The following is a 9,218-nucleotide window of genomic DNA, read 5'->3' as shown; positions in this document are numbered from 1 at the left end:
AGGACACGGCGCCCGCCGAGAGCTACACCCTAGAGTTCGTCGGCAGCGTCAGATGTGTATAAGAGACAGCTGGGGGTCGGGGCGGCCGTCGCCGCTCCCTGGCCGAGCGTGCAGAACGAGCCCGCCACCGCGACCGTGACGCCGGTGCCGGGAGATGCGACGATCGTCTGCAACGGAGCCTTTCGGGCTCTGGGACGCGACTCGAGTCAGGCGGATCTGCTCGTCTCTGCGGCCGCCCCGGACCTGCGGGTCGACGACCGCGACCACGAGACCAGCACCACAGACCTCGCCATGCCCGGTGTGCTCGGCGGAGAGGGCGCGAAGAGCATCACGGCTGCGGTCGCCGACCGCACGGCGCCGCTGATCTCCGCAGCGGAGTCGGTGAGTCTCGACGAAGAGGATCTGCGCGGATACGCCGCCGCCCCCTGCCGTGAGGCCGGGATGCGCTCGTGGCTCGTCGGCGGCGACGGATCGACGGGATCGTCCGATGTGATCCTGCTGTCGAACCCCGCCGACGTCGCCTCGACCGTGGAGCTCAACGTCTACGGCGCCCAGCGGAGGACGACGACCAAGATCGTGCCGCCGAAGACCCAGATCACGCTCACCCTGGCATCCGTCGCCGGGGCCGAGTCCCGTCCGGTCATCGAGGTCGTCGCCGCCGGGGCCCCGGTTCGCGCGGCGCTCCAGTCGGCGCACGTGCGCACGCTCGACGCGGTCGGCATCGACGTGCAGGACGGCGTCGGCGGCGCGCAGCGGAGCCTTCGTCTGCTGGGTGCGCACTCGCAGCCCATCTCCGACGGCGACGACTCCACCGGCATCCTGCTGCGCCTCCTCGCACCCGACGAGGACGCCACCGCGACCGTGCGCGTCCGCGGCGCCGACGGCACCGCGGGCTCCGACGAGTACGTGGTCGAGCTCACCGCGGCCACGCCCACCGAGGTCTCCCTGACCGGGATGGGCGCGGGCGCGCACGACATCGAGATCGACGCGACCGCCCCGGTCGTGGCCGGCGCCCGCCAGACCGCACGTGCGCAGGGTCGCGAGGACTTCGCCTGGATGCTGCCCGCCCCGCAGCTGACCGGCACCGTGCCGTTCACCGTTCCCCGTGGCGCGTCGGCGACACTGTACCTGAGCAGCGCCGAGGAGAGCACCACCACGGTGACGCTCGCGGGGATCGACGAGCGGATCGTGGAGCTGCCCGCCGGCGGTGCGGAGCAGATCCCGCTGCAGCCCGGCGAGCACGTGCTCAGCTCCGACGGAGCAGTGCACGCCGCGGTCGGCCTGCTCGGCGATGCGGCCATCGCGGGCTGGCCGCTGTGGGCGCCGCCGGCGACGCAGCAGCCGATCGTCGTGCGCCCCTGACGCGCGCCGCCCGCCCCGTGCCGTCAGAGGGTGGGCGCTGGGTGGTTCAGTGGTCGCGACCGTCCGGACCGAGCTCCCACGGCTCGCGTCCGACATACTCGGCCGCGGCGTGGAACACCGCGCTCTCGACGGCCATGCGGCGATGGGCCGCGTCGTCATGCCCCTTCGGCAGCAGGCGCTCGATGGGAACCCGGTACAGCGTCACGCGCTGCGCGGCCGGATCCGCGCGCCAGAGCGGGATGCCGTCGGCGCGATCGTGCGCGGGCATCGCGGCGATCTCGAAGCGGACGTCGCGCAGCTCCTCCCAGGTGCCGCGGAGGTACTCGACAGCGCTGCCGACCGTGATCTCGAACCGGTCGAGTCGCCCGTCGAGTNNNGGCGCGGGGGAGGAGCGGCGGGCGGGCATGCCGAAAGTCTATGCGCTGCCGCGCGGCTGCACCTCTCATACGCGACCCGGTCATAGTGTGGAGGCGATGGACGACAGACTCCGCCTCGACCAGAGACCGCGCTTCGATGAAGGACCGCGCCTCGACGCGCACCTGGCCGTCGACGAACGGCTCTGCTCGAAGGTCGCCTGCGCGCGCGAGGCGGTCGCCACGGTCACCTTCGACTACGCCGATCAGATGGCCGCGCTCGGTCCGCTCGGACCTGGCAGCGACCCGCACGCGCACGATCTCTGCGCGCAGCATGCGGAACGGCTCTCGGTGCCCGCCGGCTGGCTGGTGATCCGCCACGAGGCGATGCGCTCGTGACGCATCCCGTGACGAGGTGCGCGCGGGCGTGACCGTGCGCGGGTGACCGAGGCGAACCTCAGAGCCCGATGCGTCGTCCGCTCAGGCGCTCGGCGCGCTCGTCCGCGAGCGCCAGCGCTCGTCGCTCCCGCTCCCGGCGCAGCACCGTGATCCCGAGCAGCAGCTCCTCCGGCGTCACCGCGGGCAGCGGCGAGATGTACGACTGTGCCTCGCGGGCGAGCTCGTGCGCAACGCTGGCGCGCGCCGACGGCGACAGACGCTGCGCGTTGGCGAGGAACTGGGAGATGCGACGGGCGAGCCGGTCGGGCATCCGCGCGACGTCGGCCACGGTCGCCCAGCCCTGCAGCGACGGCGGCAGATGCGGCTGGTGCGAGGGCAGAGCGGGTGTGCGCACGCGCTGCGAGTAGGTGCCGGCGACGAGGTCGCCGAGCCGCTGGGAGCGCGCGGTGAGCGCCCCGGTGATCACCGCCGCGCCACCGAAGGTCATGTAGACCTCGAGCACGCCCACCAGGGCGCGGATGAAGCTGTGGCGGAAGGTGATCGCCCCGCCGTCGACGCGCACGATGCGGCCGCCGACCGCGAGCTTGCCGACGCTGCGGCCGCGCATCGCGACCTCGACGGTGACCGGCAGCACGAGGAAGCTCAGCACCGCCGCGCAGATCATCAGAATGCGGAAGGTGTGCTCGCTCAGCAGTCCCTCGGTCATCAGCCACACCTGCACGAAGGTGACAGCGAGGAAGACGGCGAACCCGATGGCCATGTCGATCAGCGCGCCGGCGGCGCGCAGCACGAAGCCGACCGGCTGCACATCGATCGCGACGGCTTCGCCGGACAGGATCTCCTGTTCATCGGTGATCGTGGCGGACATGAGTACAGTAAATCAGGTGGATGCCGACGCCCTCGCCGATGCTCGCCGCCCGGAATGGGAACGGCTCGATGCGCTGAGCCGCAGACGGCGGCTGAGCGGCGCCGAGGTCGACGAGCTGATCGTCCGCTACCGCGCGGCATCGGCCGATCTCGCCGAGCTGAAGACCTCGGTCGGCGACTCCCCGCAGGGCGCGTATCTCTCGACGATCCTCGCCGCCGCACGACTGAGGTTCACCGGAGCGGGTGACAACGTGCTCGCGCAGGCGGCGCGGTTCTTCGCGCTGCAGCTGCCCGCGGCGCTCTACCGGATCCGCTGGACCACCGGGGTCATCGCGATCGCCTTCCTGCTCGTGGTCTCGATCACCGGAGCATGGATCGCCTCCGACCCGGCGCTGATCGCGACGCTCGGGCCGCCCGACGTGCTCAGACAGTACGCCGAAGAGGACTTCGTCGACTACTACGGTCCGATGGCGTCGTTCGCCGGAATGGTGTGGCTCAACAACGCCTGGATCGCCATGCAGTGCGTGCTGTTCGGGGTGACGGGCGTCTGGCCGGTCTGGATGCTGATCCAGAACGCGTTCGGGCTCGGAACCTCGGCGGCGGTGATGTCGGCCTACGGGCACCTCGACACGATGGTGCTGCACATCCTGCCGCACGGGCTGCTCGAGCTGACCGCGATCTTCGTCGCGGCCGCCGCCGGCCTGCACATCTTCTGGGCGTGGGTGGTCCCGGGCCGACGCACCAGGGCCGAGTCGCTCGCCGCAGGGGGCCGTTCCCTCGCCACGGTCGCGATCGGCCTGGTCTTCGCCCTGTTCCTCTCGGGCCTCGTCGAGGGCTTCGTGACCGGCTCCGATCTGCCGTGGCCGGTCAAGATCGGGATCGGAGCGGTGGCTCTGGGCGCGTTCCTCTTCTACATGCTCGTCGTCGGGCGGCGCGCGGCACGCCGAGGCGAGAGCGGTGACCTCGTCGAATACGAGGCGGGCACGCCGACGCTCACGGCCGGCTGAGCGGCACCTCGCCGCCGTCCGACTCGTCACCGTCCGACTCGTCACCGTCGGGCTGCACACCCTCGGAGTCCACTGTGCCGTCGAACAGCGCACGGTACGCGACCCCGACGGCCGCGGCCGCGAGGGCGGGGAAGACGAGGAACACCCAGAGCTGCGCGAGCGGATCGATCCCGCCGTAGATCGCCGTCGCGATCGAACGGGCGGGGTTCCCGGCGCCCCCGGCGACCGGGATGGCGACGAACTGGACAGCGGCGAAGGTGAGACCGATCGCCACGCCGGCCGCTGCGCTGCGGCGCACGGGGTGCGTCACGCTGAGGAAGACCAGCACGAGCAGGACCGTGAGGATCACCTCGATGACGATCACCGCCGGCATCCCGAATCCGCCCGGCGAGAGCGTGCCCCATCCGGTGCTCGCGAACCCGGCGTCCTGAACCCGCTCCAGCCAGCGCTCGGGTCCGAACAGGCCCACGACGATGAGTGCCGTCGACGCGATCACGGCGCCGACGACCTGGGCGAGCACGTACGGCAGCACGTCGCGCCACGCCAGGCGGCCGGCAGCGGCGGCGCCGATGGTGATAGCGGGGGAGAAGTGCCCGCCGGAGATCCCCGAGAACGAGCTGAAGGCGGCGAGCAGGGCGATGCCGAACGCCAGGGCGACCGTGAGGTTGACCGCGGACCCCGCCCCCGGATCGACGAACAGCATGGCGGTGAACAGCGACGCCCCGATGCCGAGGAACACGATCAGGAACGAGCCGAAGCCCTCGGCGGTGAGTCTGGCGCCGCGCGAGGCGGCCGCCGCTGCGTCGGACGTGCGGGGTTCGGTCATGCCGGTTCTCCTCATCCTGCCGGCGTCGCGCCGGATCGTCCTTCGATGATCCCGCATGGCGATGCGAGCCGGGCCGGCACACGCCGAGGCCCCTTCATCGCGGGGATGAAGGGGCCTCGGGTTCGCGGGGCTGGGACTACTCGCCGATCCCGATCGGCTCGGGCTCGCCGATCGGTGCGCCGGCGAGCGCACGCAGCTGAGTCTCGAGGTCCTGATCGACCTGGCCCCAGTACCAGAAGAAGCGCTCCTGGATGGCGGGCACGGTCAGTCCGTTGTACTGACCGACGAGGGTCTGCACGAAGCGCTCGCGCGCCTCGTCGTCGAAGACCTCGCGGTACAGGATGCTGGCCTGCACGAAGTCTCCGTCGTCCTCGCGCAGCGTCGCCGCCGAGCGCACCAGCTCGCCGTCCGACTCCCAGCTCGCCTCGACACCGAGCAGCGGGTCGGCCTCAGGGCCGCCGGCCGCGCCGTACGAGTTCGGGGTGTACACCCGGTGCTCGGCGGGCGCGTAGTGGTACTGCATCTGACCCTCGTGCATGTAGTTGCGCACCTGGGCCGCGTGCGGCTGGTTGACCGGCAGCTGGTTGAAGTTCGCGCCGATGCGGTAGCGCTGCGCGTCGCTGTACGAGAACACGCGGGCCATCAGCATCTTGTCGGGCGAGATGCCGGTGCCGGGAACCTGGTTGCCGGGCGAGAAGGCGGCCTGCTCGATCTCGGCGAAGAAGTTCTGCGGGTTGCGGTTCAGCGTGAACGTGCCCACCTTGATGCGCGGGTAGTCCTTCTTCGACCAGGTCTTGGTGAGGTCGAAGGGGTTGAAGCGGTAGGTCTTGGCCTCTTCGTACGGCATGATCTGCACGTAGACGTCCCACTTGGGGAAGTCGCCGCGCTCGATCGCCTCGTAGAGGTCGCGACGGTAGTAGTCGGCGTCCTCGCCCGCGATGCGCTCGGCCTCGCCGGCCGACATGCGCTCCACGCCCTGGTGGGAGAGGAAGTGGTACTTCACCCAGAAGCGCTCGCCCTGTGCGTTGACCCACTGGTAGGTGTGCGAGCCGTAGCCGTTCAGGTGACGCCACGAGCGCGACAGGCCGCGGTCGCCCATCACGTAGGTGACCTGGTGGGCCGACTCGGGGGAGAGGGTCCAGAAGTCCCACTGCATGTCGGCGTCGCGCAGACCCGACGCGCCGAGACGCTTCTGCGAGTGGATGAAGTCGGGGAACTTCATCGCGTCGCGCAGGAAGAAGGTCGGGGTGTTGTTGCCGACGATGTCGAGGTTGCCCTCGGTGGTGTAGAAGCGCAGGGAGAAGCCGCGCACGTCGCGCCAGGTGTCGGGCGAGCCCTGCTCGCCGGCGACGGACGAGAAGCGCAGCAGCGTCTCGCTCTTGGCGCCCGGCTGGAAGACGGCCGCGCGGGTGTACGCCGAGACGTCCTCGGTGACCTCGAACTCGCCGAATGCTCCGCCGCCCTTGGCGTGCGGGTTGCGCTCGGGCACGCGCTCGCGGTTGAACGAGGCGAGCTTCTCGACCAGGTAGCGGTCGTGCAGCGCGGTGACGCCGTCGGCGCCGACGGTCAGCGAGTGCGCGTCGCTCGCGACGGGCGTTCCTGTCTGTGTGGTGGTTGCGGGCTTGTCAGCCATTGCCGTTCCTTTCGCATTCATGACAGAGGGCTCGGTACGTGACCGCGGCTTCGAGAATCCTCATGCCGTGGTCGTGGGAGGGGTGCAGGCAGGGGGCGGCGCCGACCGCGCAGGCGACGTCTTCGACGCGGCCGCAGCTGACGCACTGCAGGTGGTGGTGGTTGTCGTCGCTCGGCAGCTCGTACAGCGCGCTGCCGACGTCGGGCAGGTTCACGCGCTGCACGACGGCGGCGTCGGTGAGATCGTTCAGGATGCCGTGGACCGTCGCCAGCGCGATGCCGGGAAGCGTGTCGCGGATGCCGGTGAAGACGAGGTCCGCCGAGGCGTGCGGTCTTTCGGCGAGAGCCTCGAGCACCCTGGTCCGCTGCACGGTGACGCGCAGTCCGGCGTCGCGCAGGCGCTGCTGCGCAGCGGTGTCGGAGAGGGCCATGCCCCCACCTTATTCTGAATCACTCAGAAAAGCGAATGATTCGCGTCAGCGTGTCAGAGGCGTCCTGCGGCCTTCAGCTCGAGGTATCGGTCGGCGATGCGCGGCGGCAGCTGCTCCGGATCCGCGGCGATCGCCTCCCCGCCGGCGCGGCGGATGGCGTCGGCGACGACCTGCGCATCCGCCATCGTCTGCTCGGCCGCGGCGGCGAGGTAGACGTCCGCCCTGGACTCGCGGCGGCGGGCGAGCTCGCCGATGGCGTCGTCGGTCACCGAGCCGACGAGCACGGTCGTCGCGCGCGACGCGATCGGGAACGCGCCGAGGAACCCGCGGGCGGTCTCCGCCGCATCCTGCGCGGTGAGGACGACGATCAGCGACGGTCGGGTGGTGAGCGTGCGGATCGCGGCGAACGCGCCTGCCCAGTCGGTGTCGACCAGGCGGGCGTGCACCGGGGCCATCGCATCGGTCAGCGCGGGCAGCAGCGCCGCGCCTTCGACTCCGCTGACGCGCGCGCGGGTCACCCGGTCGTACATGAGCAGGTTGATGTGATCGCCCGCACGGGCGGCCAGGGCCGAGAGCAGCAGGGCGGCCTCGAGCGAGGCGTCCAGCCGAGTGCTGTCGCCGACCCGGGCGGCGGCGGTGCGGCCCGTGTCGATCAGGATGACGACCTGACGGTCGCGCTCCGGGCGCCAGGTGCGCAGCATGGTGGTGCCGGCACGTGCGGTCGCGCGCCAGTCGATCGAGCGGATGTCGTCCCCGCGCACGTACTCGCGCAGTGAATCGAACTCGGTGCCCTGCCCTCGCACCTGGATCGACGTGTTCCCGTCGAGCTCACGCAGCCGCGCGAGACGCGAAGGCAGGTGCTTGCGCGAGCTGAACGCCGGCAGCACCCGCAGCGCCCCCCGCACGTCGTGTCGGGCCTGTCGGCCGGCGAGCCCCAGCGGTCCGCGGGAGCGCACCATGACGAACTCGGCGGCCAGCTCGCCTCTGCGACGCGGCAGCAGCGGCACCTCGACCCGGCGCCGCTCACCCGCGGGGATGCTGAGCTGCGCGCGCTCCTCAGGGGCGCCGGCCGTGGGCTGCCACGCGTCGCGCAGCTGCCCGCGGAGCGCGCGGGAGCCGATGTTCTGCACGGCGACGGTTGTCTGCACCGGCTCGCCCAGCCGCGCGCGTGCGGGGATCGACCGGGTGACGATCAGCGAGCGCGGGCTCGCCGCCGTCATGACGTCGATGGTCACGAGCAGCCCGCACAGCAGCAGCCAGCCTCCGAACACCGCCCACGGCGACGCACCGGCGGCGCCGAGCAGCGCCGTCGGCACGACCCCCAGCGCGATCAGCGGGGCGAGAAGAGCGGTGACGAACATGTCAGATCGGCACCCGGGTCTGCTGCACCACGGACTGCAGCACGGCGTCGGCGGAGACGCCCTCCATCTGGGCATCCGGTCGCAGCTGCAGTCGGTGCCGCCACACGGGCATGAGCATGGTCTGCACGTGATCGGGGGTCACGGCCGTGGAGGCGTTCAGCCAGGCCCACGCTTTGGCTGCCGCGAGCAGCGCGGTCGAGGCGCGCGGGCTGGCACCCAGCTCGACCGACGGCGACTGCCGCGTGGCGCGGGCGAGGTCGACGACGTACCCCAGCACGTCGTCGTTGACCTGGACGCGAGCGGCCGCGTCCTGCGCGGCGCGGATCTCGTCGGCGGTCACGGCCGCCTCGATGCCCGTCAGCAGGCGCGGGGAGAATCCGCCGGCGTGCAGCCGCAGCACCGAGACCTCGGCGTCGCGCTCTGGCATCCCGACGACGAGCTTCATCAGGAACCGGTCGAGCTGGGCCTCGGGCAGGGTGTACGTGCCCTCGTGCTCGACGGGGTTCTGCGTGGCGGCGACGAGGAACGGTTCGGGAAGCGGGCGGCTCAGCCCGTCAGCCGACACCTGTCGCTCCTCCATCGCCTCGAGCAGCGCGGCCTGCGTCTTCGGCGGGGTGCGGTTGATCTCGTCGGCGAGCAGGATGTTCGTGAACACCGGTCCGGCACGGAACTCGAACTCGCCGGTGCGGGCGTCGTACACGAGCGAGCCCGTGACATCACCGGGCATGAGGTCGGGGGTGAACTGCACCCGCTTGGTGTCGAGTCCGACCGCGCGGGCGAAGCTGCGCACCACGAGGGTCTTCGCGACCCCGGGCACACCCTCCAGCAGCACGTGACCGCGCGCCAGCAGCGCCACGAGCAGACCGGTGACCGTGCCGGCCTGCCCGACCACGGCCTTGTCGACCTCGGTGCGGACGCGGTGCATCGCCTGACGAAGCGCGTCGTCGTCCAGTGCCGCGGTGGGGGTGATGCTCTCGTCG

Annotated in this window: 9 protein-coding genes; 3 read left to right on the top strand and 6 right to left on the bottom strand. The window is 71.4% G+C overall.

The features are described 5' to 3' along the window. Nucleotides 1-54: 54 nt before the first annotated feature. Together BFN01_RS03280 and BFN01_RS03270 are read left to right on the top strand one after the other, a co-directional pair. The gene (locus BFN01_RS03280; protein WP_143187137.1) at nucleotides 55-1,362 is read left to right on the top strand and encodes a DUF5719 family protein; all 1,308 of its coding nucleotides are present in this window, start codon (nucleotides 55-57) and stop codon (nucleotides 1,360-1,362) included. Between the two features lie 539 nt (nucleotides 1,363-1,901). Beyond that, complete coding sequence (locus BFN01_RS03270; protein ID WP_071641540.1) at nucleotides 1,902-2,114, top strand: DUF3499 family protein; 213 nt, start codon at nucleotides 1,902-1,904, stop codon at nucleotides 2,112-2,114. A 58-nt stretch (nucleotides 2,115-2,172) separates the two neighbouring features. Here BFN01_RS03270 and BFN01_RS03265 read toward each other — a convergent pair whose 3' ends face one another. Continuing rightward, complete coding sequence (locus BFN01_RS03265; RefSeq protein WP_071641514.1) at nucleotides 2,173-2,982, bottom strand: RDD family protein; 810 nt, start codon at nucleotides 2,980-2,982, stop codon at nucleotides 2,173-2,175. A 16-nt stretch (nucleotides 2,983-2,998) separates the two neighbouring features. Here BFN01_RS03265 and BFN01_RS03260 point away from each other — a divergent pair, with 16 nt between their 5' ends. Continuing rightward, nucleotides 2,999-3,988 (top strand): stage II sporulation protein M, encoded by a 990-nt coding sequence (locus BFN01_RS03260; RefSeq protein ID WP_071641512.1) that lies wholly within the window; start codon nucleotides 2,999-3,001, stop codon nucleotides 3,986-3,988. On the opposite strand, the gene BFN01_RS03255 is transcribed toward BFN01_RS03260, so the two are convergent. From BFN01_RS03255 to BFN01_RS03235, 5 genes are all read right to left on the bottom strand, one after another. Continuing rightward, nucleotides 3,975-4,814, bottom strand: a complete 840-nt coding sequence (locus tag BFN01_RS03255; protein ID WP_071641510.1) for an aquaporin — start codon at nucleotides 4,812-4,814, stop codon at nucleotides 3,975-3,977. The two genes, BFN01_RS03260 and BFN01_RS03255, sit on opposite strands and share 14 nt — an antisense overlap. Nucleotides 4,815-4,950: 136 nt before the next feature. Beyond that, nucleotides 4,951-6,447: a catalase gene (locus BFN01_RS03250; protein WP_071641508.1), complete on the bottom strand. Its 1,497-nt coding sequence runs from the start codon at nucleotides 6,445-6,447 to the stop codon at nucleotides 4,951-4,953. Beyond that, a complete protein-coding gene (locus BFN01_RS03245) occupies nucleotides 6,440-6,877 on the bottom strand; it encodes a Fur family transcriptional regulator (RefSeq protein ID WP_071641506.1) in 438 nt (145 codons plus the stop codon). Before BFN01_RS03245 ends, BFN01_RS03250 begins: the two co-directional genes overlap by 8 nt. Before the next feature lie 53 nt (nucleotides 6,878-6,930). After that, nucleotides 6,931-8,238 (bottom strand): DUF58 domain-containing protein, encoded by a 1,308-nt coding sequence (locus BFN01_RS03240; RefSeq protein WP_071641504.1) that lies wholly within the window; start codon nucleotides 8,236-8,238, stop codon nucleotides 6,931-6,933. A gap of 1 nt (nucleotide 8,239) precedes the next feature. After that, nucleotides 8,240-9,163, bottom strand: a complete 924-nt coding sequence (locus BFN01_RS03235; RefSeq protein ID WP_083428620.1) for a MoxR family ATPase — start codon at nucleotides 9,161-9,163, stop codon at nucleotides 8,240-8,242. Nucleotides 9,164-9,218: the final 55 nt, after the last annotated feature.

It is taken from the genome of Microbacterium sp. AR7-10, from assembly GCF_001878835.1.
In the GTDB taxonomy this organism is placed as follows: Bacteria; Actinomycetota; Actinomycetes; order Actinomycetales; family Microbacteriaceae; genus Microbacterium; species Microbacterium commune.
Note: the sequence above shows the minus strand (reverse complement) of the source record. Positions and strands in the feature narration are given on the sequence as shown.